General features: G+C 62.2%; 22 protein-coding genes. 9 read left to right on the plus strand and 13 right to left on the minus strand.

Annotated elements, in window-relative coordinates:
- Positions 1-10: 10 nt before the first annotated feature.
- From SynMINOS11_RS03975 to SynMINOS11_RS03985, 3 genes are all read left to right on the plus strand, one after another.
- On the plus strand, positions 11-403 hold the full coding sequence (locus SynMINOS11_RS03975) for a hypothetical protein (protein WP_011935183.1): 393 nt from the start codon (positions 11-13) through the stop codon (positions 401-403).
- Between the two features lie 8 nt (positions 404-411).
- Positions 412-3,012 carry an aminopeptidase N gene (gene pepN / locus SynMINOS11_RS03980; RefSeq protein WP_255445484.1) on the plus strand — a complete coding sequence of 867 codons (2,601 nt, stop codon included), beginning with the start codon at positions 412-414 and terminating at the stop codon, positions 3,010-3,012.
- Positions 3,013-3,097: 85 nt separating this feature from the next.
- A complete protein-coding gene (locus tag SynMINOS11_RS03985) occupies positions 3,098-3,790 on the plus strand; it encodes a ParA family protein (RefSeq protein ID WP_011935185.1) in 693 nt (230 codons plus the stop codon).
- 15 nt (positions 3,791-3,805) lie between these two features.
- Here the strand turns inward: SynMINOS11_RS03985 and SynMINOS11_RS03990 are convergent, their stop codons facing one another.
- Genes SynMINOS11_RS03990 through SynMINOS11_RS04000 form a run of 3 tightly spaced genes read right to left on the minus strand, consistent with a single transcriptional unit; the run spans position 3,806 to position 8,028 of the window.
- The gene (locus tag SynMINOS11_RS03990; RefSeq protein WP_186549986.1) at positions 3,806-5,818 is read right to left on the minus strand and encodes a hypothetical protein; all 2,013 of its coding nucleotides are present in this window, start codon (positions 5,816-5,818) and stop codon (positions 3,806-3,808) included.
- A gap of 39 nt (positions 5,819-5,857) precedes the next feature.
- On the minus strand, positions 5,858-6,991 hold the full coding sequence (locus SynMINOS11_RS03995; protein ID WP_255445485.1) for a glycoside hydrolase family 10 protein: 1,134 nt from the start codon (positions 6,989-6,991) through the stop codon (positions 5,858-5,860).
- A gap of 41 nt (positions 6,992-7,032) precedes the next feature.
- Positions 7,033-8,028, minus strand: coding sequence for a ribose-phosphate pyrophosphokinase (locus tag SynMINOS11_RS04000; RefSeq protein ID WP_304623015.1), 996 nt, complete (start codon positions 8,026-8,028; stop codon positions 7,033-7,035).
- A gap of 51 nt (positions 8,029-8,079) precedes the next feature.
- Between SynMINOS11_RS04000 and SynMINOS11_RS04005 the strand changes: the two genes are divergently transcribed.
- Positions 8,080-8,553, plus strand: coding sequence for a hypothetical protein (locus SynMINOS11_RS04005; RefSeq protein WP_186549988.1), 474 nt, complete (start codon positions 8,080-8,082; stop codon positions 8,551-8,553).
- Positions 8,554-8,556: 3 nt separating this feature from the next.
- On the opposite strand, the gene SynMINOS11_RS04010 is transcribed toward SynMINOS11_RS04005, so the two are convergent.
- Complete coding sequence (locus tag SynMINOS11_RS04010) at positions 8,557-9,744, minus strand: LCP family protein (RefSeq protein ID WP_186549990.1); 1,188 nt, start codon at positions 9,742-9,744, stop codon at positions 8,557-8,559.
- Between the two features lie 87 nt (positions 9,745-9,831).
- On the opposite strand from SynMINOS11_RS04010, the gene SynMINOS11_RS04015 reads away from it, so the two are divergent.
- Positions 9,832-10,992, plus strand: coding sequence for a Coenzyme F420 hydrogenase/dehydrogenase, beta subunit C-terminal domain (locus SynMINOS11_RS04015; protein ID WP_186550687.1), 1,161 nt, complete (start codon positions 9,832-9,834; stop codon positions 10,990-10,992).
- Positions 10,989-12,398 (plus strand): 4-alpha-glucanotransferase, encoded by a 1,410-nt coding sequence (gene malQ / locus SynMINOS11_RS04020; protein ID WP_186549992.1) that lies wholly within the window; start codon positions 10,989-10,991, stop codon positions 12,396-12,398. Before SynMINOS11_RS04015 ends, malQ begins: the two co-directional genes overlap by 4 nt.
- Here malQ and SynMINOS11_RS04025 read toward each other — a convergent pair.
- The 6 genes from SynMINOS11_RS04025 to SynMINOS11_RS04050 form a co-directional block, all read right to left on the minus strand.
- Entirely contained in the window at positions 12,356-13,192 is an 837-nt protein-coding gene (locus tag SynMINOS11_RS04025; RefSeq protein WP_186549993.1) for a helix-turn-helix domain-containing protein, read from the minus strand. The genes malQ and SynMINOS11_RS04025 overlap by 43 nt on opposite strands.
- Before the next feature lie 17 nt (positions 13,193-13,209).
- Positions 13,210-13,974, minus strand: coding sequence for a pseudouridine synthase (locus tag SynMINOS11_RS04030; RefSeq protein WP_186549995.1), 765 nt, complete (start codon positions 13,972-13,974; stop codon positions 13,210-13,212).
- The gene (locus tag SynMINOS11_RS04035) at positions 13,971-15,074 is read right to left on the minus strand and encodes a sensor histidine kinase (RefSeq protein ID WP_186549997.1); all 1,104 of its coding nucleotides are present in this window, start codon (positions 15,072-15,074) and stop codon (positions 13,971-13,973) included. The genes SynMINOS11_RS04030 and SynMINOS11_RS04035 overlap by 4 nt, the downstream gene beginning before the upstream one ends.
- A complete protein-coding gene (locus tag SynMINOS11_RS04040; protein ID WP_011935196.1) occupies positions 15,071-15,796 on the minus strand; it encodes a response regulator transcription factor in 726 nt (241 codons plus the stop codon). Before SynMINOS11_RS04040 ends, SynMINOS11_RS04035 begins: the two co-directional genes overlap by 4 nt.
- Positions 15,797-15,888: 92 nt before the next feature.
- The gene (locus tag SynMINOS11_RS04045; RefSeq protein WP_050815531.1) at positions 15,889-16,260 is read right to left on the minus strand and encodes a hypothetical protein; all 372 of its coding nucleotides are present in this window, start codon (positions 16,258-16,260) and stop codon (positions 15,889-15,891) included.
- A 60-nt stretch (positions 16,261-16,320) separates the two neighbouring features.
- Complete coding sequence (locus tag SynMINOS11_RS04050) at positions 16,321-17,877, minus strand: ABC1 kinase family protein (RefSeq protein ID WP_370586194.1); 1,557 nt, start codon at positions 17,875-17,877, stop codon at positions 16,321-16,323.
- Between the two features lie 52 nt (positions 17,878-17,929).
- Here SynMINOS11_RS04050 and SynMINOS11_RS04055 point away from each other — a divergent pair, with 52 nt between their 5' ends.
- Genes SynMINOS11_RS04055 through SynMINOS11_RS04065 form a run of 3 tightly spaced genes read left to right on the plus strand, consistent with a single transcriptional unit; the run spans position 17,930 to position 20,825 of the window.
- Positions 17,930-19,375 carry an aminotransferase class I/II-fold pyridoxal phosphate-dependent enzyme gene (locus SynMINOS11_RS04055; protein WP_186549999.1) on the plus strand — a complete coding sequence of 482 codons (1,446 nt, stop codon included), beginning with the start codon at positions 17,930-17,932 and terminating at the stop codon, positions 19,373-19,375.
- Between the two features lie 5 nt (positions 19,376-19,380).
- Positions 19,381-19,992 carry a precorrin-6Y C5,15-methyltransferase subunit CbiT gene (cbiT, locus tag SynMINOS11_RS04060; protein ID WP_011935200.1) on the plus strand — a complete coding sequence of 204 codons (612 nt, stop codon included), beginning with the start codon at positions 19,381-19,383 and terminating at the stop codon, positions 19,990-19,992.
- Positions 19,989-20,825, plus strand: coding sequence for a phosphatidate cytidylyltransferase (locus SynMINOS11_RS04065; RefSeq protein WP_186550001.1), 837 nt, complete (start codon positions 19,989-19,991; stop codon positions 20,823-20,825). Before cbiT ends, SynMINOS11_RS04065 begins: the two co-directional genes overlap by 4 nt.
- Here the strand turns inward: SynMINOS11_RS04065 and SynMINOS11_RS04070 are convergent.
- The 3 genes from SynMINOS11_RS04070 to SynMINOS11_RS04080 are packed head-to-tail and all read right to left on the minus strand — an operon-like array spanning position 20,822 to position 23,384.
- Positions 20,822-21,430, minus strand: coding sequence for an LmeA family phospholipid-binding protein (locus SynMINOS11_RS04070; protein WP_011935202.1), 609 nt, complete (start codon positions 21,428-21,430; stop codon positions 20,822-20,824). The two genes, SynMINOS11_RS04065 and SynMINOS11_RS04070, sit on opposite strands and share 4 nt — an antisense overlap.
- Positions 21,427-22,296, minus strand: coding sequence for an alpha/beta fold hydrolase (locus SynMINOS11_RS04075; protein ID WP_186550003.1), 870 nt, complete (start codon positions 22,294-22,296; stop codon positions 21,427-21,429). Before SynMINOS11_RS04075 ends, SynMINOS11_RS04070 begins: the two co-directional genes overlap by 4 nt.
- Positions 22,281-23,384, minus strand: coding sequence for an iron-containing alcohol dehydrogenase family protein (locus SynMINOS11_RS04080; RefSeq protein WP_186550005.1), 1,104 nt, complete (start codon positions 23,382-23,384; stop codon positions 22,281-22,283). Before SynMINOS11_RS04080 ends, SynMINOS11_RS04075 begins: the two co-directional genes overlap by 16 nt.
- Between the last annotated feature and the right edge of the window lie 22 nt (positions 23,385-23,406).

The raw sequence follows: 23,406 nt of genomic DNA on the forward strand, positions 1-23,406 counted from the left end.
TGCCTTGGCCATGCGCCAGTTGCTGTCTGCTGCTGCCTTGATGGCTGTGGCCATCTCCCCCCTGCTGCAACCCAGCGCTGTGCAGGCTGCTCCTGCCACGGAGGAGGAGATGACGCTGTATTCGCGTATCACTGCTCTCAATGCCTGTTTGGCTGTTTCCAACGGCGTTGAATTCAAAAAAGCCATTGGCATTGCCGGCGAAACACTGACCCAAACCATCCAGGGTCAAAACGGCGGCGCCATTGCCCAGCTCGGCGATAATCCTTTGCCGATTGAAGATCTACGCAAGGGTTCCATTAACTCGGTGTTGATTGCTGTGGCTCAGGTTTGCCCTGATCAGATGCCCGATGACGTGCGCGCGAAGATCCAAGAGGCCCTGCAAGCCGGCGGCGGAGCTGAGTGAGCGCTGAGGTGGCCGTTCGCCTGTCCGACTACCAGCCTCCGCTCTGGCTGGTTGATGCCCTGGAGCTGCGTTTTGAGCTCTTCAGCGCCGAGACCTTGGTTCATGCCCAGCTGAGCATTCAGCGCTCAGCTGATCAGCAGCTCGAGCAGCTGTGTTGGCCTGCTGTGGCCATGGAGATCCAGGAGCTGGCCATCAATGGCACGGCCCTGCCAGCGGAGGCGTGGAGTCATCAAGGCGGTGAGCTGGTGATTGAATCGGCCGTGTTGCCGGACGATCCCAGCTGGACGCTGCAAACCCGAGTGCGGCTGGATCCAGCCAGCAACACCAGTCTGGAAGGTTTGTATGTGAGCGGTGGGTTGTTCACTACCCAATGCGAAGCCGAAGGCTTTCGCCGCATCACCCCGTTTCCTGATCGCCCCGATGTGCTGAGCCGCTACCGGGTTCGCATCGAGGCTGATCAAAACGATTGCCCCGTGCTGTTGAGCAACGGCAACTGTGCGGCCACTGGCAATCTTTCCGGAGGTCGTCATTTCGCCGAATGGCACGACCCCTTCCCCAAGCCCTCCTATCTCTTTGCCCTGGTGGCGGGCCGGTTGCAGGAGGTGCGCGATCGGTTCACCACCGCCTCAGGACGTGAGGTGGCCTTGCGCATTCATGTGGAGCCGGGTGATGAACACCTCTGCGGCCATGCCATGGCCAGCTTGAAGCGCAGCATGGCGTGGGATGAGACGGCATTTGGGCTGGAATATGACCTCGATGAGTTCAATCTGGTCGCTGTGCGTCACTTCAACATGGGCGCCATGGAGAACAAGAGCCTCAATATCTTTAATTCCAAGTTGGTCTTGGCCGATAGCGAAACAGCCACCGACGCTGAGCTGGAACGCATTGAAAGTGTGATTGGCCATGAATATTTCCACAATTGGACTGGCAATCGAGTCACCTGTCGAGATTGGTTCCAGCTCTCGTTAAAAGAGGGACTCACGGTTTTCCGTGATCAAGAGTTCACCTCTGATCTGCATGGAGCCGCTCTCAAGCGCATTGAAGATGTGTCCATGTTGCGGGCGGCTCAATTCCCTGAAGATGCTGGTCCAACCGCCCATCCTGTGCAGCCCAGTGAATACATCGCGATTGATAATTTCTACACAACAACCATCTATGAGAAAGGCGCTGAATTGATTCGCATGCAGCGAACGCTGCTGGGTCCTGAAGCCTTTTTGCAAGGAGTTCAGCTTTATTTGCGGCGCCACGATGGTCAGGCCGCCACCTGTGAGCAATTTGTGCAGGCCCTTGAGGAGGCTTCGGGGGTGTCCCTGCAAACCTTCCGCCGCTGGTATCACCAGGCCGGAACACCCCAGCTCTCCCTTCAAACCCATTGGGATGGTGCTGCTGGAGAACTGAAGCTGACGCTGTCTCAGCTCACACCCCCCACTCCTGGGCAAAGCGACAAGCAGCCCGTGCCGATTCCGGTGCGCCTTGGCGTGTTGGATGCCGCCGGCCAGCAATTGCAAGAGCGCTTGTTGGTGCTTGAGCAGGCAGAGCAGAGCTGGACTCTTTCGGGTTTGCCCGCTGGGCCCAAGCCGCCTGTGTTGTCGCTGCTCCGCGAGTTCTCGGCGCCCGTGCAACTGGAGTTCCCCCGCAGTGACGCTGATTTGGCGCTGTTGCTGCGCTCAGATCCTGATCCCTTTAGCCGTTGGGATGCTGGCCAGCAGCTCTGGCAGCAGCAGTTGCTGCAGCCCAATCCCGCCACCGCTGAGTTGCTTGAGAGCGTTTGCAGCCAGCTCTTGCAGACCCTGGTGTCTGGTTCCAATGACCCGCGGCTGGTTTGGGCCTTGTTGCAGGCCCCCTCACGCCCAGAGTTGGAAGCTGCCTGCATGGCTGCAGGCACAACACCGGATCCGCTGGAGTTGGAGCGGTCGTTGTTGCAACGTCGCTGCTGGCTCGGTGAGGCCTTGCAAGCTGAATTGAATGCTGTCATCGCTTGGGCTGAGCCCCAGGCTGATCAGAGCTGGCCTGCTGGGGTTGGTGCGCGGGCCATGCTGGCTCTGGCTTGGTCGTGGCTCTCGGCAGCAGGCGATGGGGCTGTGCGCAAGCAAGCCGCCATGGCCGTTGACGGCGGCTCAATGAGCTTGGCTCGATCCGGTTTGGCTGCCTTGCAACCTTGGGATTGTCCCGAGCGGCAGCAGGCCAGTCGTGCTTTTGCCAAGCGCTGGCGGCAGAGGCCTGTGATCCTCGATGCCTGGTTTGGCATGGAAGCCTCCGCCCCCTTTGGCGATGGAATCACCCGGGCTGATGCGCTGCTGGAAGATCCGGCTTTTGACCCCAATGCGCCCAACAGTCTTCGGGCCGTGTTGGGTGGTTTTGGCCGCTGCGCCGAACATTTCCATCGCAGCGATGGCCGCGGCTACCAGTGGATGGCGCAGCAGTTGGTGGCCGTGGATCAGCGCAATCCGATCGCTGCCTCGCGGATGCTGAAGCTGTTCATGGGCTGGCGCCGTTACAGCCCGGAACGCCAACAGTTGATGCGCTCCAGTTTGGAGTGGTTGGCTGAGAATCTCACTTCCCCCAACAGCAAGGAAGTGGTGATGTTGTGTCTCGGCGCTGCTGAATAGGTTGCGTTGAAGAGCATGAAGGCCTGATTCTTCAGGCTTGCCTACTGAGCGATGAGCGGTATAAAAAGCGCATTGGCAGGATGTGATGTTCGTAACAGTTTTCGGTCAGAAAGGTGGTGTTGCCAAAACCTGCACCAGCGTTCATTTGGCGGCGATTTGGTCCAACCAATACCAATCGGTTGTGTTGGTTGATGCCGACCGCAATCGTTCGGCCAGTGCCTATGGCGCCCGCGGACTATTGAACTTTGAAGTGGCTCCGATCGAAGCGGCAGCCAAGGCCACGCGCTATGCCGAGGTGGTGGTCACCGATGGTCAAGCCAGCAGCAGCCAAGAAGAAATTAAAAACTTGGTGGATGGCGCTGATGTGATCATTCTCCCAACGGCAGCTCAAACCCGTTCGTTGGAATTGACCTTGGAGATGGCGGAGCATCTCAAGCAGTTCAAGGTTCCCTTTGCTGCCTTGTTGGTCAAAGTTGATTCGCGTAAGGCCAAGGCTGCGCGCGAGATTCGCCAAGCGCTTGATGCCGCTGGCATTTCAGTTTTGCGCGCTCAAATCCCCTTGCTGGCTGCTTTTGAAAAGGCAGAAAATGCTGGTGTCACGGTGGATCAAGCGGTGTCGGCTGCAGGTAAATCTGATCCTCGCCGCATGATCGGTTGGCATGCCTACACCAAGGCCTGTGAGGAAATTGCCGAGCTGGTGCCCCAGCGGACGAATGTGATCCCCATGCATCCGATTGGTTGGGATACAACGCCGCTTGAGGATCGCCGGGCTGCTTAAGCCAGCCCATCCCAACTACCCCTGCTGGGGCGCCTGAAGCGTGATCTGGATCGATTTGAAATAGCGGCTGATTGGCGGTGCGTTTCCAGCGGCCTTCCATTTGAGGATCACCTTCATCGCCACAGGCGTGTCGCGTTCGCTCATGCTCAGATCGACGGGCTTGGTTTTCGCCTGGATGTACTCCAGTAGTGCGTCTTCATCGCGGGGGATGGGGACCAGGGGCATCTGCTCGGCTGCCGAGGGGACTAGCCGGTATTTCTCTTCATATCCATCGGCATAACGCACAAACAGACGCGTCACGAAGGGTGGTCGGTAGAGGCTTTTGAGCAGCTTGTAGCGCAGGGTGGGCTCAAATTTGAGGCTGAAGCTGGTTCCAGGCGGGAGGTCTTTGGGTAGCTCCAGAAGTTCTGTGCGGGGCCGATTGGGGTTGAGTGTGAAGTCGCGCTGCCAGATCACGGTCTCCTTCGCGTTGGCCTGGGAGCCTGCCTCCTCTTCAAGCACCAGCGAGCCGCGATCCCCGCGGTTTCGGAGGCTGTAGTTGTTGGCGATGGCCGTCAGGGCTGGGCCGTCGAGGCCCGTTGACAACCAGCGGTTATCGATGCTGTTGACGCCTAGAACAACGAATTGGGGCCTTCGCTCGGGGTCGGTGAAGAAGGCGCGGTTCAGCTCCAACAGTTCGGCTGAATAGACATTCAGCGAATGGGGAATGGGCCGGGGGGTGTAGCGGACCTTGTTGGCAATCAGATCGGTGGTGTCCCAAGGCAGGAGGTCGGCGGTGCTGCCCTCTGGGATGTTGAAGCTTTCGGTGAAACCACTGACGCGTTGAAGATCCCGTTGGCGCCGATCGCGCAGGGCTTGACGGCCCTCTTCACCCTCGCTGGCGCCGAGAAAACCGCGCAGGCCATCGTTGCGTTCCTGCAGCTTGTAGCCCCAGTCAGAAGCCAGTTTTTTACTGCTGATGGAGTATCCCGCCACCACTGGCAACAGCATCACGAGCCACAGCCAAGCGCGCTTGGGGTTCAGCTCACGCCAGAACAGCATCAGCGTGAGCACACCGGCGGTCAGCAAAAACAGCCCCGACATGGGGAAGTGGCCCCCGTCATGGCGGACCATGCCGGCTTTAAACGGCGACCAGAAATAGATGGCGCTGACGCCGACCATCAGCACGCTCCACCAGGGGCTGCGCCACTGCAAGCGTCGTTTGAGCCCGGTGACCAGCAGGCTGATGGTGAAGCCACTGGCGAGCCAATAGGGCAGCTGTTGCCAGTCGTTGCGGCGCCGGTAGAGCGCCATGGCTTCGCTGTAACCCGAAACGATGTCTTTGTTGGGGCCGGTGATGTAGTGCCAGCCATCGCTGATTCCCATGCCCGCCGGAGCCATCAGGCCGATGCCGATGAGGGGCAGGGCCAGCACCTTGATCAATTTTTCAAAGCCATAGCTCTGCCGGTGGGTGAGTTCGGTGCCCACCAGCACCAGGATCGTTGGCGCTGCCAGGGCCACAAACGAAAGCTTGATCAGCACCCCCAGCACCAGGGTGCTCAGTTGCAGCAGATAGCTGATCAGGGGCAAGGCTTCTTGGCGGATGCGGCACAGCGCCGTGAGGCTGACGATCAGACAGAAGCTGTTGAAGAGGGCATCCAGCCGTTGGGAGGTCAAAAAGGCCAGCACCAGCAGCATCAGCCAGCTCAGGGGATGGCCGATTTGACGGCGCAGGCTGAGCATCGCGGCTCCCCAGCCCAGGCCATAGAGCCAGCGGCCCAGCAAAAAGAAATTGAGGTTCTCGCTGACCTGACCTGTGTAGAGCTGGTGGTACGGGCCAAAGGTGAAGACCACATCGCTGCCATAGAGGCGGCCGGCATCGGTGGCCTGAACAAGCGACTCCACCCAGCCCGGGTCAAGGCCGATCCATGGGGTGCGGATCGGCAGGCTCCAGATCAAAGCAGTGGCTGCTGCAAGAAACAGCAGCCCATCGAGCAACCGCGTGGACCACTGCTGTGACGTCGTTGGACGGCGCAGCGTCAGCGGCATTAGCTCTCAAAAGAAGTGGCTGGAACCTTACTGGAGCTTTCAGAAGGGCAGGATCTGCTCACCAAAGAGTTCTGCGTGGCGCCGGCGCAGGCCTTGGCGCCGGAAGTCACCGCCTTCGGGGCCGGCATATGTCCCCCATAGCCCTTCCCAGTAGAAATAGACCGCGCCAAAGCCGCGCTGATGGGCCAGCTGTAGCTTGCGGTGCAGCTTGGTCATTGGCGTGGTGCGCCCGCCGAAGCCAGCGAGGATGCCGATGTGCACGGGAATGCCCCAGCTTTCCGCGCGCCGGATTGCGCTCTGGCCCAGATCGTTTTCAAACCCTTTGAGCGAGTAGGCGTAGTTCTGCACGATCAGCTCATCCACCAGGCCCCGCACAGCCCAGATCTCCCAGTCTTGAAGCCATTGGTTGTAGGCAAAGCGAAAGGGTCCCGGCGAAAGGCTGATGCGTTCATTGCTGCCGCTTTCAGCTAGGGCGATACGCAGGCTGAGCAAGAGTTCGGTGAGCTTGTCCCTGCGCCAGTTCATCCAGGCCCGGTTGCTGAAATCCGCTGGAGGGTCCTCGCCGGTGTCGCGGCGGTAGAGCTGACGGGTGTAGTCGTCGTAGCCCAGCTCCACAGGCCAGGCGAAATGGTCATCGAGCTGGATGCCATCGGCGTTGCAACGGCTAACGATCTCGGTGATCAGCCCAATGAAGCGCTCTTGCACCCCTGGATGGGCGGGATTAAGCCACACCCGCAGGTCCTTCAGGGGCGAGGTTTGCAGGTTGGCGCCATGCATGGCGTGCAGCGCTGAGCCATCGGAGCGCTTCAGCACCCACTCCGGGTTTTGCTGCACCACCGCCGCATCAGCCGGCTCCATCAGTCCGTATTCGAACCAGGGGATCACCTGCATGCCCCGCTTTTGGGCGCTGCGCGTTAGGCGGCAGATGGGATCGAGATCAGGGGCATCGCGCTGCAGCTGGGGCTCCATCGGTGCCCAGCGGCTGCGGTGGAAGGTGGCGCCCCTGCTCCACACATTGGGGTAGAGCGTGTTGAATCCGGCGGCATCGAGCTGCTGCACAGCGCGCTCGATCCGCTCGGGGTCGTAGTAGAGCGGGCTGGGGCTATTGGTGAGCCACACACCCACGCGGCGGAAGTCAGCGCGGGCCGGAGCTGGGAAAAGACTGAGAGCCAAGCTGGCCAGCAGCCCACAGGCGCTGAACCGGCGCAACCGTGTCACCGGAACATCGAGCTGACCGAGCTCTCCTCGTGAATCCGCCAGATGGTTTCGCCCAGCATGTTGGCGACCGAGAGCATCTGCAGCTGCGGGAAGCGATCCTCCGGTGCAACCGGGATGCTGTTGGTGACCACCACCTCTTCAAACAAGCCGGGTTCTGAGAGCCGCGCGACGGCAGGGGGCGAGAACACAGCATGGGTCGCGCAGGCGATTACGCGCTTGGCCCCTTGCTGACGCAGCAGCTTGGCCCCCTGAGAAATCGTGCCACCGGTGTCGATCATGTCGTCCACCAGCACGGCGGTTTTACCGCTCACATCACCAATCACGGTGAGGCTTTCGGCCACGTTGTGGGCGGAGCGGCGCTTGTCGATGATGGCCAGAGGAGCGTCGTCCATGCGCTTGGCGAAGGCCCTGGCGCGCGCCACACCGCCGACATCGGGTGACACCACCACCACTTCGCCGAGATCGCGGGTGGCCAAGTAATCCACCAGCACCGGGGCTCCGTAGATGTGATCGCAGGGGATATCGAAATAACCCTGGATCTGGGCTGAGTGCAGGTCCATCGCCAGCACGCGGTTGACCCCGGATTCCTTCAGCAGGTTGGCCACCAACTTGGCGGTGATCGACTCACGGCCTGCTGTTTTGCGATCAGCGCGGGCGTAGCCGTAGTAAGGGATCACAGCGGTGATCTGCCTTGCCGAGGCTCGGCGGCAGGCGTCCACCATGATCAGCAGCTCCATCAGGTGGTCATTGACCGGAGCGCAGGTGGGCTGCACCAAGAACACATCGCAGCCGCGGATGGATTCTTGGATTTGGATATAAAGCTCGCCATCAGCAAATCCCTTGCTGACCCGGGGACCGACGGGAATGCCGAGATAACCAGCGATTTCTTGAGCCAGAGCGGGGTTGGAATTGCCGCAAAACAGACGAAGTCTTGAACTGTCGACTGTTGTTGGTGTCGGCACGCTGCGCTCGGTGGCCACGTAACTGGTCACGGTACTGGCCCAGGCCTCTCAGACTTCGATGGTAGAAGCGAGCCTGCACCTTTGACAGCTATCGAGCGTCTGTTCTGCTGCAGCCCCCATGGCAGTGCGGTGTTGCCGCCGCTGGCCCAGGCCTGGGATCAGCTCAAGTTGGGTCCCCAGCGCTGGTTGGAGGCCGGTGCAACGATCCAAGATCTGGCGCCCAATGGTGAACGGCTGCTGCTGCTCTCCGGTGGCGCGGAGCTGGTGGATTGGGCTCAAGCCGTTGCGGCTTGGCGCCTGCCGACGCTGCTGTTGATTCCAGCTGGTGAGCGCCTGCGGGCTGAAGCCGCTCTGCATTACGCCCTGCTTCAGCAGCAGCAGGTGCCGGTGTTGGGCGTGTTGCAGGTGGGGGAGCCATGGCACCCCGCTGATCGCCAGGGTGATGCCCTTCCTTGGTTGGGTTGCTGGAACCCTGATGAGCCCCAAGAGCTGGCCGCCTTTGGCAGCCTGCTGCAGCAACGCTTTCTGCAGCTGGATCCCTCCCAGGGCGCTTGAGCCTCAGGGTCGCCAGTCCTGCCCCAGCAGCACAGCAATTCCCGTATCCGGTGGGGTGGGGCCCGGTTGCAGTTCCCCTTGCCCAAGGGCGCGCTGGACCGCCAGCGCTTCGGGTCGCCCGCCGCTGTAGCGAATCAAGGTGCGCGGCAGCGGGGCCTCCAGCGGCAGTTCAGCCTCATAGGCCGGTTGCCCCGCGCGCCTGAGTTTGTTGAGGGCTTGGCCGCTGCTGATGGCATCGCTGCCCATCACGGCCACGGCGGTGTCGCTGTCGCTGGGGGGGCGCTGGCTCAGCCATCGCTCCAGCACGCTGTTGGCTTGGCCCTGATCCAGGCGCAGGCTGCCCCCCTCGGTTTGCAACGGCAGCCGGGTGATGCGCATGTTGCTGGGCTGCTGCAAGCCAGCGGCCAGCAAGCTCAGGATTTCACCTTTGGAGAGATTCGTGCTGCTGGTGTTGTTCAGCTCCTGCAGCAGTTCGGGTAGCAGCGGCACCACGGCTGGATCGCCAAGCCGCTCAGCTATCGGCAACAGCAGTCCCTGTTGGCGTTGGCGCCGTGCCCCTTCACTGCCGGTGCCGCGCAGGCGCAGCAGCTGCAGGGCTTGCTCACCGCTGAGCCATTGCTGGCCGGCTTCGAGATTGATGTTGAGGCCTCCTGCTTTGTCCTGATAGCGCAATGGGGTTTGCAGCAGGAATGGGATGCCTCCAGCGGCATCAATGGCTGCGCTGAGGCTGTTCATGGGGATCAGCGCGTAGCGGTCGGGCCGCAAGGGGTCTCCAGAGCCCCCCAGCAGTTGGCTCACCACGTCGCTAGCGAGGGCTACACCGCCGAGTTGGTAGAGCTCCTGCAAGGGCACCAGTTGGTTTTGGCCCGGCAGCAGCACCTCGAGTTCACCGGGGATCTGCAGCCATTCCATCCCGCCTGTGGGATGGACCCGCGCCATCAGCATCAGCTGAATCTCGCCTTCAGTCGGGCTGTTTAGGTTCGGCTGGTCCAGGCCTAAAAGCAGCACGGTTTGCGCTTGGCCCGGTGGTTCGGCCAGGCGGCTAATGGCAGGCCGCTGCTCGTCGAGCGAGATCGTTTGCCTAGGGATCAAACGGTCGGCCAACCACACCCCGGCCAGCAAGCCGCCAAAGGCCAAGCTCACCCGCCAAACAATGCGTGTGCTGCGGCGGAGATCGGCCCAGGCACCCATGGCATACGGCAACGGAGTGGCAGATAGTTTGGGGCCTGTGGTGATCTCTGTCTGTTGACCCTCGCCCCGCATCAAAAGGCCAAGCCGATGGCCAGGGGCACGCTGCGTCCGGCCAAGGACCTGTGCAGCGACTGTGGCCTCTGCGACAGCCGTTGGGTGGCCTACGTGCGCCAGGCCTGTGCCTTTATCCATCAGCAATTTGAATCGCTGGAGCGCAAGGCCCATGGCCGCAGCCGCGATCTCGACAACGAAGACGAGCTCTATTTCGGCGTTAGTGAGCGGATGTTTTGCGCCCAGCTGCAGCAGCCGCTGGAGGGTGCCCAATGGACGGGCATCGTCAGCACCCTTGGGGTGAGGGCCCTCGAGCAGAACCTGGTGGATGCGGTGCTTTGCGTGCAGCAGAGCCCTAACGATCGCTTCACTCCCATGCCGGTGCTGGCCCGCACGCCCCAGGAGGTGTTGGCAGCGCGGGTGAACAAGCCCACCCTCTCCAACAACCTTTCGGTGTTGGAGCAATTGCCGGGTAGCGGCATCAAACGCTTGCTGGCGATTGGGGTGGGTTGCCAAACCCAGGCCCTGCGCGCTGTTCAAGACAGCCTTGGCCTCGAGGAGCTCTACGTGCTGGGCATGCCCTGCGTGGACAACGTCAGCCGCGAAGGCCTGCAGACCTTTTTAGAGAGCACCAGCCGTTCACCAGAGACGGTGGTGCACTACGAGTTCATGCAGGACTTCCGCATTCACTTCCGCCACAGCGACGGCAGCACCGAGACCGTCCCCTTCTTTGGGCTGGATACCCCCAAGCTCAAAGATGTCTTTGCTCCCAGTTGCCTCAGCTGCTTTGACTACGTCAACGCCTGCGCTGACTTGGTGGTTGGCTACATGGGCGCGCCGTTCCAATGGCAATGGCTGGTGGTGCGAAACCAGCGGGGCCAAAAGCTTTTGGATCTGGTGGAGGCTGAACTCAAAACTCAGCCGGTGATGAGCTCAGGCCAGCGGGCCCAAGCGGTGCAACAGGGGATTGATGCCTACGACAAGGCCCTGCGGTTGCCCCGTTGGTTAGCCGAAGTGGTCGGTGTGGTGGTGCAGCGAGTAGGACCGAAGGGTCTGGAATATGCCCGCTTCTCCATCGATTCCCATTTCACGCGTAACGCCACCTGGCTGAGACGCCATCACCCAGAGAAATTGGCACAGCATCTGCCGGCTTTCGCTCAAAAGATCGTGAGCCGCTACCGCCTGCCGCAGCCATGAGTGCCCTGCGCCAGTCGCTCGGCGGCCGCCGTCAGGTGGGTGTGCTTTTGCACGTCACCGCTTTGCCCAGCGGGGGCTTTGGGGCCGGGGCGCAGCGGTGGCTGCAGCTGTTGAGCCGCCACCGCGTTGGGGTGTGGCAGGTGCTGCCGTTGGCCCCCCCCGATGGCACCGGCTCGCCCTATAGCTCCCCCAGTGGCTTTGCCCTGAATCCAGCGTTGCTGGATCAGCAGGATCCTTTGCCGCCATGGACAGCCCAGAGCACGGCGGATTACCGCCAATGGTGCAAGCAGCAGCGCCATTGGTTGCAGGATCATGCGCGCTTCATGGTGCTGCGCGCGCGCTTTGAGCAGCAGCCCTGGTGGCAATGGCCTGAGCCGGCAGCTCGCCGCTCCAAAGCGTTTTTGCGTCAGTTGGATGGTGAGGAAGCCACGGCGATTGAGGCAGAAAAGCAGCAGCAGTGGTGGTTGCAGCAGCAATGGCAGCGCCTGCGCGGGGCAGCTGCCGATTGCGGGGTGCAGATCCTGGGTGATCTGCCGTTTTATGGCGCCCATGACAGCGCCGATGTCTGGAGTCTGCCGCAGCTGTTCAGCCTGCGGCGAGACGGCAGCCTCGAGCAGCAGAGCGGTGTGCCGCCGGATTATTTCTCAGCCACTGGCCAGCTCTGGTCAACGCCGGTGTATCGCTGGAGCCGTCATCGGCTCAATGGCTACCGCTGGTGGCTGAAGCGCCTCGAACGCCAACTGGAGTTGTTTGATCTGCTGAGGATTGATCACTTCCGAGCACTCGCCGGCTACTGGAGCGTGCCTGGGGAGGATGACACCGCGCAAAACGGCCGTTGGCTGCCATCTCCCGGCCTTGCCATCCTCAAGCGGCTGCAAAAGCGATGTGGTGGCCGCTTGCCGCTGATCGCGGAGGATCTGGGCGTGATCACTCCAGATGTGGAGGCTCTCCGTGATGGCCTGCAGCTGCCAGGGATGAAGGTGTTGCAGTTCGCCTTTGATGGTGATCCGGCAAATGCCTATTTGCCCCACAACTTCGCTTCGGGGTCGTGGGTGGCCTACACCGGCACCCATGACAACGCTACGGCGATCGGCTGGTGGCAACAGCTCAGTGATCAGCAGCGCCAGCAGGTGCAGTCGGTGCTTGGTCACCCCGTGGCAGCACCGGGTTGGGAGCTGCTGCGTTTGGCGCTGGCATCCACGGCGGATTTGGCGGTGGTCCCGCTGCAGGATTTGATGAGCCTGGGGGATGAAGCCCGTTTCAACACGCCAGGGACAGCCTCAGGTAACTGGAGCTGGCAATTACAGGGTGATCTCGATGCTCTCGATGGGCACCTCAGTGGTTTGCAGCAACTGGCGGCTTGTTACGACCGCGGTTCAGTCGCGCCCCAGAGCGGCACGGAGTAGGTGTTGGGCTTGGCCGGATCTGCTTCGAGTGGTTGGCCGTTCCATTGCACGCCAACGTCTTCAGGTGTCACCCCTTCGGGCAGGGTGAGCTGCAACGTCCCTTGAGCGGGCTGGGCTGTTGAGCTGGCATCGTCGTTGCTGGCGAGCCGTTCCAGCGGTGAAGGCGGGGTTTGCTGGAGTGGCAACAAATCTGGGTGCAGCTGCAGCAGCTGTTCGTTGGCGGAGATCTCAGGCCGCTGACCCACTTCGCTCGCTTTGACTGGATTGGCAGCGATGGGCCGGATGCTTTGGCGTTGAGCCAATTGCAATTGGCGGTGCTGCAGGTTCAAGCCATACAGCACACCGGCCACCAGCAGGCTGTAGGCGATGGTGCCCTGCCAGGTGTTGAACAGTTCAATGGAGCTGAGGGTGAAGCGGGTGAGCGGGCCGTGGCGGCGACCAAAGCGGTTCGTTTGCTTCGGCAGGTTTTGCTGCAGCGTGGCAACGATCTCACCGGCATCGAGCTCCAAGCGATCGGCCAGTTTGTCGATGATGGTGCGCAGGAACGCAGCTTCCGGCAGGCGATCACTCCAGGCTTTCTCGAGCGCTTCAATCACGGGGGTGCTGACCCGCGTGTCGAGCGCTAGCTGACGCATGGTGAGGTCGAGGCTTTCGCGGCGTTCACGCAAGCGATCACCCAGTTGCTCCAGCTGAACCTGGGGATCGCCGAGATCCAAGTCGCCAGCCACGCCTCTGCGCTTGCGGCTAGAGAAGCGCTGGCGCAAGGCAGTGATCGGTGCGCTGAGGCTGGCCATGGTGGAACGAACGCCGCTCAATGCTGCTTGGATTCTTGACGGGATGCCGCCAATGTGACGGCTTTCAGCGCCGCCTGTTCGTCTGGATGCAGCCGTCGCCACTGACCGCTGGGTAAGTCGCCTAGCTGGACTGGGCCGATGCTGACCCGCAATAGGTCACGCACCGGGTGGCCCAGCTGCTCTGCCACACGGCGGATTTGGCGATTGCGGCCCTCCCGCATCACCAGCTCCAGCTGGCTGTGTTCTGCGTCTTGCTGCAGTTCTCGTACATCGGCTGACCGGGTGGGGCGGCCATCGAGCAGCACCCCATGGCGCCATTGCTGCAGCACGGCGCTACTGGGATGGCCACTCACCCAGATGCGGTAGCTCTTGCGGTGGCTGAAGCGGGGGTGGGTGAGCGCCAGGGTGAGCGCGCCGTTGTTGCTGAGCAGCAAGGCACCGCGGCTGTCGCAATCCAATCGCCCCACCGGATGCAGCCCCTGCCCTTCTGCGAGCTCGGCGGGCAGCAGATCTAGCACCGTTCGCCGGCCGCGGGGGTCAAAGCAGGTGCTGTGCACGCCCCTGGGTTTGTGCAGCAGCACGGTGAGCTCTTCGGCTGGCGGCGACACCAGCTCACCATCCACCAAGATGCGATCGCGTAGTGGATCGCCTTGATCCCCTGGGCTGGCAGGGCGTCCATTGAGTAGCACGCGGCCTTGGCGCATCAGCTCTTCGGCCCGCCGCCTTGAGCAGACACCCGCTTGGGAGAGCACCTTTTGCAGGCGTTGGCGCTCGCTGATCATGCCTTGTTGGCTGGCAGCGAGAGCTGCACTACTGCTCCACCATCGGGGTGATTTTTGGCCTTGATGTGGCCGCCATGGGCGTGGGCGATCTGCTCCACGATGGCCAGGCCAAGCCCACTGCCCACCCGCTTACCTCGCGAGCGTGAGGGGTCCCCTCGGTAGAAGCGATCAAACATGTGCTGTAGATCTTCCGGGCTGAAACCATCGCCGCTATCGCGCACTTCAATGCGCTCCCAGCGGCCCTCCTGCAGCAGTCGCACCTCCACTGAAGTTTCGTTGGGGCTGTAGCGCAGCGCGTTGTCGAGCAGATTCAGCAGGGCCCGGTGGAGCCGTGAGGCGTTGCCGCGCACCGGGTGGCTGCCGCTGCTTTCGATCACGAGCTCAACGCTGCGTTGCTCAGCCAACGGGGCAAAGCTTTGCCAGGCCTGGCTAGCTAGCTCACGGATTTCCACTCTGGCCATCGATTCCACCCGGTTGGCCGCCGCGGAGGATTCCAGCCGGTTGAGCTCGAGCAGGTCGGCCACCAGTTGCTGCAAGCGGTTGAGCTCCCGCTGCAGCCGCTCGATTTGAACCTCTTGTTTTGGATCTGGATTGAGGGCCAGGGTTTCGGTCACCAGTGAGAGAGCCGTTAGCGGTGTGCGCAGCTCATGGGCCACGTCGCTCACCCAGCGTTGGTGCAGATCTTGTTGGGCTTGCAGGGATTGGCGGCTCTGCAGAAACACCCCAACGGAGCCGTCACGCCCTGCAATGGCAATGGCCTCGAGCGGCTCGCTGCGGATCGGCTCAGGATGCAGTGGGGTGGGGCTCACGGTGCTGTTGGTCCAGCTCACCCGTTGACGCCCATCACCGGCGCGCGCTTTGCGCACCGATTCTTCCAATTGGTGGCAGCGCACCACCTCCAGCAGATAGCGGCCTTTCACCACTTGCTCGGTGCCGATGCCCAGCAGGCGGCGGGCGCGGCCATTGAGATGCTGCAGGCGGTTGGCGCGATCAAGCAGCAAAAAACCCTGAGAGGCCTCCTCCAACCAATCGAGCAACTGCCGCGAACGGATCACCGGTTGACGCGGCCGGCCCAGCCAGCGACGCAACGCTTCAATCATCCGAAGCGATAGCCGAACCCGCGCACGGTGAGGATGTAGGTGGGCGCACTGGGGTTGGTCTCCAACTTCTCGCGCAGCCAGCGGATGTGGACATCAACGGTCTTGCTGTCGCCCATGAAGTCGATGCCCCAGACACGCTCCAGCAACTTGTCGCGGCTCCAAACCCGTTTGGGGCTTTGCATGAACACCTCCAGCAGGCGGTATTCCTTGGGGGAGAGGTTCACCTCTTGGCCGCCGCGGGTGACGCGGCACTCCTCGGGGTAGAGCGTGATCTCATCGAAACGCAGCACTTCTTTGGCACCGCTATCGCCATTGCGGGCGCTGCGGCGCAGCAGCGCGCGGCAGCGGGCTACGAGCTCGCGCATGCCAAAGGGCTTCACCAAGTAGTCGTCGGCCCCAATCTCCAGGCCCACCACCCGATCGGTTTCGCTGTCGCGGGCGCTCACAACGATGATCGGCGTTGAAAAGCCGCGGCGGCGCATGTAGCGGCAGACATCCAGGCCGCTGACGCCAGGAAGCATCAGGTCCAGTAAGACCAAATCACAGGAGGGGTTATCCGGAGACCCCTTGAAACGCTCCAGTGCTGTGCTGCCGCTGCCAACGGCATCAACTTCAAAGCCTTCGCTGCTGAGGGCCTCGGCAATGGTTTCGCGAATCGTGTCGTCGTCTTCAACGACCAAGAGTCGTGTTGGTGGTGCCTGGGGCGGAGGGCTGACGGCCACGGGAGCACTGCGAATTAGCTCTAAACAAATTTTAAACGCGTTCTTAATGAGCCCAATACGGGCTCACCGAAGATCTGCAGATTTGAGTTGGCTTAGAAAAATTCGTCGAAGTTGTCGAAATCAACGGCGCGGAAGCGTCCTTCTTCGACTTGAACCATCAAGCGCTCGAGCTGCACCCAAAGGGCGCCACCGGTGAGCAAGGACAGCAGGGTGGCAATCAGCAGGGCAGCCCCTGAGGCAAAGCCAAACACCTGCAGCGAGGCGCCAATGAACAAGGTGGTGCCCACCAGCACACCGCTGTAGCTGATCGTGATTTCGGCATTCCCCAACGGCAATAGGGCGAGGCGGTCCTGCTTCCAGGCATCCAACTTGTTTTGAATCAAGCGCGAGAAGGTGAGTCCGCACAGCACGCCAATGGCTAGACCCAGCCCTGCCACCAGATAAGGGGGCTGCGGCAGGCTCATCAGCGGCAGATCAAAATCAAAAGTCTCGTAGTCCACTGGTGGCTTTAAGGGAGCTGCACGTTAAAGGCTGAGTTGCTGCCACCAGTCGCCCGCCAGCCGAGCCGGACTGAACCGGCGGCGCACCAAGGCCGCCAGCGCCTGGATGTCATCGGTGTGTAGCCGTCCATCGCGCACCAAGGCCAGGAGCAGCCGTTGGCGCAGGCCGTGGCCCTCTTTGCCCACCATCAACTTCAAGCCAGCCCCAGCGACCGGGATTAAATCGGCAGGATTGCCATCGGTGCCGACCACCTCCAGCAGGTTCTCCAGCCGTTCCAGTTGCAGCCGGCCTTGGCGATCAAACAGCACATCGAGCAGCTTGTGCCGCAGCTCTTCGGTGTCAGCCGCGAGCAGGCGTTTGGCCACATAGGGATAAGCCACGCGGATGATGCTGAACTCCGGCTCGAGCCGCAGGGCTAAGCCCTCTTGGCTGACCACCGCGCGAATGATCAGCGCAAAGCGAGCTGGTACCCGGAAGGGGTACTCAAACATCAGCTCGGAGAAGCGATCGGTGATCGTTTTGAAGTTGAAGTCTTGAACGCTGTCACCCAGCTGTCCCCCCAGCACGCTTTCGAGGGCTGGCACCAGCGGCTCGAGGTCGGTGCCGGGCTGCAAAAACCCCAGCCGCACAAAGTCGTGGCCGAGGGCGCGGAAGTCCTTGTTGATCAGATGAACAACGGCATCGGTCAGCGTCAACCGATCGTCGTTGCTCAGCATGTCCATCATGCCGAAATCGACGTAGCCAAGCCGGCCAAATCCGTTGGGACCACCCGAGAGGGCGAACAGATTGCCTGGATGGGGATCGGCATGGAAATAGCCGAATTCGAGCAGTTGCCGCAGCCCTGAAATCACTCCAGCGCGCACCAAGGTGGTGGGATCGAGTTGGTTGCGCTCCAGCACCTCCCGGTTCTGCAGCTTCACCCCAGCAAGCCAGGTGGTGGTTAGGACGCGGCGGCTGCTGAGCACCCGCTCCACCTCAGGCACCACCACGGTGGGGTCGGTTTCAAACAGCTGGGCGAAGCGTTCAGCGTTATCGGCTTCGAGCTCGTAGTCGATTTCGCGAAACAGCGTCTGACCAAACTCATCAACGATGGCGGTGAGGTCGTCGCCGAGGTTGAGCGGCAGGAACGGTCCTGACAGCTGAGCCATCAGGCGGATGACGGCCAGGTCCAGCCGCAGCCGCGGCTCTAGATCAGGCCGCTGCACCTTGACCGCCACCCAGCGGCCATCGAGCAGCTTGGCTTTGTAAACCTGGCCGAGACTGGCCGCCGCCACCGGATGATCCGGGAAAGTGGCAAACAGTTGCTCGGCCGGTGCTCCCAATTCCGCTTGGATGGTCGCCAGGGCCTTGCCGTGATCAAACGCCGGAAGGTCGTCCTGCAGGCGAGTGAGTTGTTCGAGCCAATCGCGCTGCACCAGATCCGGTCTGGTGGAGAGGGATTGGCCCAACTTGATGAAGCAGGGCCCCAGGCCTGTGAGCGTATGCAGCAAACGCTTGCCCAGACGGCGCTGGACAGCCCGGTCCTCACTGCCGCCTTGAACGACCAGGGTGAGGCTCAAGCCGCCGAGCTGCCAGAGCACCACCACCAGGCGGCCCACCAATTGATGCAGGGGAACGGGGTACTGGCGGTGAATGGCAGGGCTCAGTGCTGGGCAGACTCTAGAAACTGCGCTCAAGACGTCGAGGTTGCTGCGCCCATCCCGCTGGCCATTGGAGCAAGCCCTTGCCAAGGCGGCTGGTGCATCCGGCGTCTTTCTGCATCTGCCGGCCCATCGCCGCGGTGCTGGGCGGCCGCCTTCAGCCGTTGCACTGCCCTGGCCTTACGACCTGCCCGAGCTCCCTGAAATTGGTGGACCGCTCGAGCGTGATGGCGCCATTGCTGACTCCCAGCAGCAGGTGGCCCAAGGCCTTGGTGCTGAGCGCAGCTGGTATGGCGTCAATGGTGCCAGCGGGCTGCTGCAGGCCTGCCTGCTGGCTGCCGCGCAACGGCCCGGCCAGCTGCTGCTGCCGCGCAACTTGCATCGTTCGCTGTTGCACGGTTGTGCCTTGGCTGGCGTCACCCCATCGCTCTACAGCCCGCCGATCGATCCGCTCACAGGGCTGTGGCAGCCCTTGCCGCCTGAACAGCTCGAACGATTGCTGCAACAGGTTGGCCCGGTGTCGCTGCTGGTGTTGGTTTCACCGACCTATCAGGGCTTAGCCAGTGATCTGCCGGCGCTGGTGGCCATCGCCCATCGCTATGGCGTGGCGGTTCTGGTGGATGAGGCCCATGGGGGGCACTTCGGCTTTGATTCCAGCCTGCCGGTCTGCGCCCTGGCGGCAGGCGCTGATCTGGTGGTGCATTCGGTGCATAAGAGCTTGGGCGGCTTGGGCCAGAGCGCGGCACTGCATGCCCAAGGCGCAGCCTTTGCGCCCGCTGCACTCGAGCAATCCCTGGGCTGGCTGCAAACCAGCAGCCCCAGTGCTGTGTTGATGCTCAGCGCCGAGCAGGCCTACCGCCATCACTGCTCAGCCACAGGCAGGCGGCAACTGCGCGGCCGGCTGCAGCAGGCCCGGGCTTTGCGGGAGCAACTGCTAGCTGCTGGCATTCCCTTATTGATGAATGACGATCCCTTGCGGCTGCTGCTGCATACCGGCGCTTGGGGATGCTCTGGGGCCGAGGCGGATGCCTGGTTGCTGGGGCGCGGTGTGATTGCTGAATGCCCTGAGCTGTTGAGCCTCACGTTTTGTTTGGGCTTGGGGCCCAGTCGGGGGGTGGGACGGCAACTGCTAAAGGCACTCCAGCAATTGCGGCAGGCCAATGGGGGGCCTCCTTTGCCGCCCCTGCAGCCGCCACCCTTTCCTTTGATCAGCCCCTTGGCCCTCTCTCCAAAGCAGGCCTGGGCGCAGCTATCAGAAGTGGTGCCATTGGGCCAGGCCAGCGGGCGCATTGCCGCTGAACTGCTCTGCCCCTATCCCCCAGGAATTCCAGTGGTGCTTCCAGGTGAGCGGCTGGAAGCAGAGCGCTTGGAGTGGCTGCAGCAGCAGCAGCGGCTTTGGGCCGGTCAGATCCCTGATACGGTAAGGGTTCTGGTCTGATTGCAGTGGCCCTTCAGGAGCCATACCAGTGGGATTTCGTGACCCCGGGTTTGCCCGATGGGGTTTTTGAGGCGGCTCCTGGATTTAGCCCGACGCCGATGGAGCTGCGGGTGATCCTGCTGGCCTATTTGCGGCCGAGACCCGATTCAGTGGTTTGGGATGTGGGCGGCGGTACTGGTGCGCTGGCTCTGGAGATCGCCCGTCTGTTGCCCGGCGGGCGGGTGCAGGCGCTCGAGCGTGATCCAGAAGCGATCGATCTGCTGGAGCTCAACCGGGCCCGGTTTGGGATCAAAAATCTCGAGGTGTTTGCGGGGCAAGCTCCAGCCGATCTCGCCAAGCTGGCGCCGGCTCCAGACCGGGTGGTGCTGGAGGTGGGGCGTCCCTTGGGCGATGTGCTGCGAGCCGTTTGGGATGCCATGGCTCCAGCTGGTCGTTTGGTGATCAGCACCACCAGTCTGGAGGGCTTGGTGGATGCCACCGACCATCTGGGTCAATTGGCAGCCAATGATGTGCAGGTGTCTCAAGCCACTGTTCATCGCATGGTGCGGCGCAGCAATCAAACGCGCTTGGCCGCGGCGGAACCTCTGTTCGTGATTGCGGCCGAACGTCACCCATGAGGGGCTCGAGCCGTTGGTTGAGCGGTCTGGCGGCGGCAGCCTTTGGTCTCTTGATCGTTGGGTTGGGGGGCTGGTGGTTCACCCTCAGCCTCGGTGTGATCGTGCATCTGGCCTTGCTGGAATTTTTCCGGCTGGCCCAGTTCAAGGGCATTCGTCCAGCCAGCAAAACCACCTTGGTGGCCTGTCAGTTGCTGTTGATCATTACCCAGTTGGCCCCGGGAAGTCCCTGGGCGGCAGCGGTCCTGCCAGTGGCGGGCTCGGTGATCTGTGGCTGGCTGCTGCTGCAGCCGGTCACCGGCACGATCGCCGATATCGCGGCGTCGATTTTTGGCCTCTTTTATTTGGGCTTTTTGCCCAGCCATTGGGTGCGCTTACGCGATCTCAGTGACGCTTGGGCGGCGCCCCATTGGCCTCTGCATCCGGGACTGTCGATCACGCTGTTGGCGTTTGTGCTGATTTGGGCGGCTGATTGCGGGTCCTATTTGTGGGGCAGCCGTTTTGGCCGCACGCGCCTCTCGGAGGTGTCACCGGGCAAGACGGTGGAAGGGGCTTTGGCGGGCTTGTTCGCCACGGTGATCACGGGCGCTCTGGGGGGCTGGTTGTTGGGTTGGCCGTTGGGGCTTTTGCTCGGTGCTGGGCTGGGGGGCTTGGTAGCGCTGTTTGCCCTGGTGGGTGATCTCACCGAATCGATGATGAAACGCGATGCCGGTGTGAAGGACTCAGGCGCGTTGATTCCAGGCCATGGCGGCATTCTCGATCGGGTCGATAGTTATTTGTTCACCCCTGCGGTGGTGTTTTACGCCGTCACTTTGGTCTTGCCGCTGGTGCGCTAGGCAGCCGCTTCGGGGCTCACCACTGACTGCCCTCGCAGCGTCAGCTGAGCCGCTTGCAGCTCTAGCTGCTCCAGGGTGATAGCGGGATCCATTGGCACGACCAATGTTTTCTCCTGATCGCGCAGGCTCAACTTCCCGTTTTCCAGAACGCACTGGCAGGGCACAGGAGCTGCCAATGCGCAGTGCAGCAGCACCTTGTCGGCTTGGATCTCCAAATGCTGCAGGGGCTGGCCGCATAACAACACGTCGCTGAGTTCAGCCCTGAACTCAGCAAGGGCAGGGCTTTGCAGGCAGCCGGTGAGACCGGATTCGCTGAATTGCACCCACCCTCTCACCGAGAAGCTTTGGCGCAGCTGCAGCGGCTGGCCTTTCAGCAGCGCACCCACATCAAGATCAATCGGTTCACTGCTGAGCTCCACCTGCTCAAGGGCGAGGTCTTGAAACACCACGCCCCTGGCGCGAACGGTGGCCCCGGCCAGGTGGCCCTGCAGCAGGCGCCAGAGCGAGCCTTGCAGCTTCAGATCGAGATGCTGCAGTTGGCTGCAAATGCTTTTGAGCCAGAGCTTGATGGCTTGGCTGATCACCCCCAGCGCCGGCCCGCTCATCGGGCCATCCAGGTGCTGGCCACCAGCTCCGGTTGATCGAGATGGGGCAGGTGGCCGCAGCCTTCCACCAGTTGCAGCCGATCTCCCAGCAAGGCTTCAGCGGCGCGCTTTTGGGGTGCTCGCAGGATGCGGTCTTGCGCGCCCCAGAGCACATGAATGGGCGCTGCAGGCAATGGCGCGCCAACCCCGGCAAAACCACCGCTGCGGGCAAAACAGGCCAGTGCGGCTGCCCAGCCTGGGGTGCTCAGATGCAGGCTGGCGATTTCTTCTTCGGCTGGCCCCACGGCTGCATCGGGATCTGCGAAGGCTTGGCGGCAGAGGCCGCGGCGTACAGCCGGCAGGCCCAAGAAGCTGGCCCCCAAACGATCGAGCAGCGGCGGTAGTGGCATGGGTTTGCCAGTCAGCCCCGCTGGAGCCAGCAGCAACAGCTTCTCAATGCGCTGCGGTTGTGTGTCTTGTAGGGCACGGGCCAGCACCACGGCCACCGACCCCCCCATCGAGGCACCAATCAGGCCGATGGGGCCCGCTGGTATCTGCTCCGTGATGGCCAGCAGATGTTGGAGCACCGCCTCGGGGTTGTAGCCAATGCCTTCCGGTCTTGGCGTGAAGCCAAAACCAAACAAGTCGGGGATCCAGAGTTGATAGCGACCGGCCAGTAGTGGTACCAGGCGCCTGAACTCAAGCAGGGAGCTATCAAAGCCATGCAGCAGCAACACCGGTTGGCCTTCGCCGACCACAGCCACTGGCCAGCGCAGCTTGGGATCTAAGCCGGCCAAATCCAGCTCCAGCCAGCGCACAGCCTTGGCTAACTCACGCCCTTGCGGATCGATCAGCTGCTGCGCAGCAGCTTTTAGTGCGTCAGACATCCCTGGCTGCTGCTCACGAGTGCGGAGAGCAGATCATCGGGGGACACCGCAAAAGGCAGATGGTGCAGATCGGAGCCATCGCGGCAGGCAAAGCGGCACACCTCTTGCAGTTCCTGCAAGCTGGCGCTAGCGAGTCCCAGCTCCTCCAGGCTCACGGGCAATTGCAATTGGCGGAAAAAGCTGAACAGTTGCCGGCGGGCTTGCGCGGCTAGTTGGCTGCCCCCCAGCTGCTCTTCCAGGCGCAACTGCACCAAGATCCCAAAGCCCACCTTCTCGCCATGCAGCACGCCATGGCAAGCGGCTAACTGCGTGAGGCCGTTGTGAACCGCATGGGCGGCCACGGTGCGGCAGCGAGCACCACCGATGCCCCCAATCAACCCAGCGGTGAGACCACTGGCTTCAGCCACGCGTTGCCAGGCCTCAGACCTCGGATGCTCGATGGCTTCCAGTCCCTCGAGCAGCAGTTGATCGCGCAGCACGCGGGCTTGCTGCACCGCCTGCTGCACCAGTCCATCGGTGCTGGAGCTGCTGCTCACTGATGCCTCATACCACTTGGCCATGGCATCAGCGATGCCGCTCGCCAGGGTTCGCGCCGGAGCCTGAACCACCAGATCGTGGTCAAAGATCAACAGCTCGGGGCAGTGGCGCAGTGCCACATCGCCTTCAAAGGCCCCCTGCGGTGAATAGATGTTCGCCAGTGCGGTCCAGCCGGCGCAGGTGGCGGCGCTGGTGGGCACCGTGATGCAGGTCAAACCCAGGCGGTCAGCCAGCAGCTTGCCGGCATCCAGCACCTTGCCCCCGCCGGCGGCCAAGACCGCATCGCAGCCGCAGGCTCTGATCTCAGTGGCTAAACGCTGCAGATCTTGCTCGCAGCAATCGAATTCCAGCTCTCCAGTGTCAACAGACAGGCCTGTTGCCTCGAGATCGCTTCTCAGTGTTTGGCGCAAATCCGCTGTGGCATCGCTGCGGCCCAGCACAAACGGCTTTTGGCACAGCTCGGCAATCAACGAAAGCGCTTCGCCCCAAGCGCCACTGCCGCGCAGCACGTTTGCTGGAGCAATGGCGTGGGACGAGATGGTGCTGCTCATGGCCTCAGCCTACGAATCAGCT

It is taken from the genome of Synechococcus sp. Minos11 (assembly GCF_014279855.1).
GTDB lineage: Bacteria > Cyanobacteriota > Cyanobacteriia > PCC-6307 > Cyanobiaceae > RCC307.

Coding starts and splice junctions, on each gene's coding strand:
- SynMINOS11_RS04025 (WP_186549993.1), bottom strand. CDS start 13,192: ATGGCCAGCCTCAGCGCACCGATCACTGCCTTGCGCCAGCGCTTCTCT.
- SynMINOS11_RS03985 (WP_011935185.1), top strand. CDS start 3,098: ATGTTCGTAACAGTTTTCGGTCAGAAAGGTGGTGTTGCCAAAACCTGC.
- SynMINOS11_RS04015 (WP_186550687.1), top strand. CDS start 9,832: ATGGCCAGGGGCACGCTGCGTCCGGCCAAGGACCTGTGCAGCGACTGT.
- SynMINOS11_RS03990 (WP_186549986.1), bottom strand. CDS start 5,818: ATGCCGCTGACGCTGCGCCGTCCAACGACGTCACAGCAGTGGTCCACG.
- SynMINOS11_RS04070 (WP_011935202.1), bottom strand. CDS start 21,430: ATGAGCGGGCCGGCGCTGGGGGTGATCAGCCAAGCCATCAAGCTCTGG.
- SynMINOS11_RS04065 (WP_186550001.1), top strand. CDS start 19,989: ATGAGGGGCTCGAGCCGTTGGTTGAGCGGTCTGGCGGCGGCAGCCTTT.
- SynMINOS11_RS04035 (WP_186549997.1), bottom strand. CDS start 15,074: ATGATTGAAGCGTTGCGTCGCTGGCTGGGCCGGCCGCGTCAACCGGTG.
- SynMINOS11_RS04055 (WP_186549999.1), top strand. CDS start 17,930: ATGGCAGGGCTCAGTGCTGGGCAGACTCTAGAAACTGCGCTCAAGACG.
- SynMINOS11_RS04080 (WP_186550005.1), bottom strand. CDS start 23,384: ATGAGCAGCACCATCTCGTCCCACGCCATTGCTCCAGCAAACGTGCTG.
- SynMINOS11_RS03975 (WP_011935183.1), top strand. CDS start 11: ATGCGCCAGTTGCTGTCTGCTGCTGCCTTGATGGCTGTGGCCATCTCC.
- SynMINOS11_RS04075 (WP_186550003.1), bottom strand. CDS start 22,296: ATGTCTGACGCACTAAAAGCTGCTGCGCAGCAGCTGATCGATCCGCAA.
- malQ (WP_186549992.1), top strand. CDS start 10,989: ATGAGTGCCCTGCGCCAGTCGCTCGGCGGCCGCCGTCAGGTGGGTGTG.
- SynMINOS11_RS04010 (WP_186549990.1), bottom strand. CDS start 9,744: ATGGGTGCCTGGGCCGATCTCCGCCGCAGCACACGCATTGTTTGGCGG.
- SynMINOS11_RS04030 (WP_186549995.1), bottom strand. CDS start 13,974: ATGATCAGCGAGCGCCAACGCCTGCAAAAGGTGCTCTCCCAAGCGGGT.
- SynMINOS11_RS04045 (WP_050815531.1), bottom strand. CDS start 16,260: ATGAGCCTGCCGCAGCCCCCTTATCTGGTGGCAGGGCTGGGTCTAGCC.